Genomic DNA, 565 nt, shown 5'->3' with positions numbered 1-565 from the left:
CAGCGGAAGAGCTGCAAATGGTTGAAGAAAAAAGCGACGAAGCGACTGATGATATCGTCGGTATCCATGAAAGTGACGATCTTAACAAGCTGCTGCCAAACGAGACCATGTTTTTGGCCTACCCAGAGCTAGAAGTCGTGTTCTACAAGCATCTGGTCGACAAGCGTTTAATGAACTATCGCACGCAAGGTAAATCTCGCACTTTACGTAAAGTCAAAGCGCATCGTCCAGACAACAAAGCTGTGGATATCGAAAAAGGGCCGTTCATCGTCTGTGTGGATGCCTCTGGCTCGATGAGTGGTTTCCCTGAGCAGTGCGCAAAAGCGATGGCGTATGCGTTAATGCAGATTGCACTGGCCGAACAGCGCGATTGTTACGTGATCATTTTCTCTACTGAACACATTACTTACGAGCTCACCAAACAAGATGGTTTGCGTGAGGCGGCGGATTTCTTAACGTACAGTTTCCATGGTGGTACAGATTTGGAGCCAACGCTTATCAAATCCATCGATTTGATGAGTGGAGATAAATACAAAAACGCCGACATGGTGGTAATTTCTGATTT

1 protein-coding gene is annotated in these 565 nt (G+C 46.4%); it reads left to right on the top strand.

Translation table 11 applies throughout. The features are described 5' to 3' along the window. Window positions 1-565: VWA domain-containing protein (locus R7Q46_RS29155; RefSeq protein ID WP_318078574.1), on the top strand; the 565-nt coding region annotated here is incomplete at both ends.

It is taken from the genome of Vibrio sp. 811, from assembly GCF_033339195.1.
This window is presented reverse-complemented; position numbering and strand designations above follow the sequence as displayed.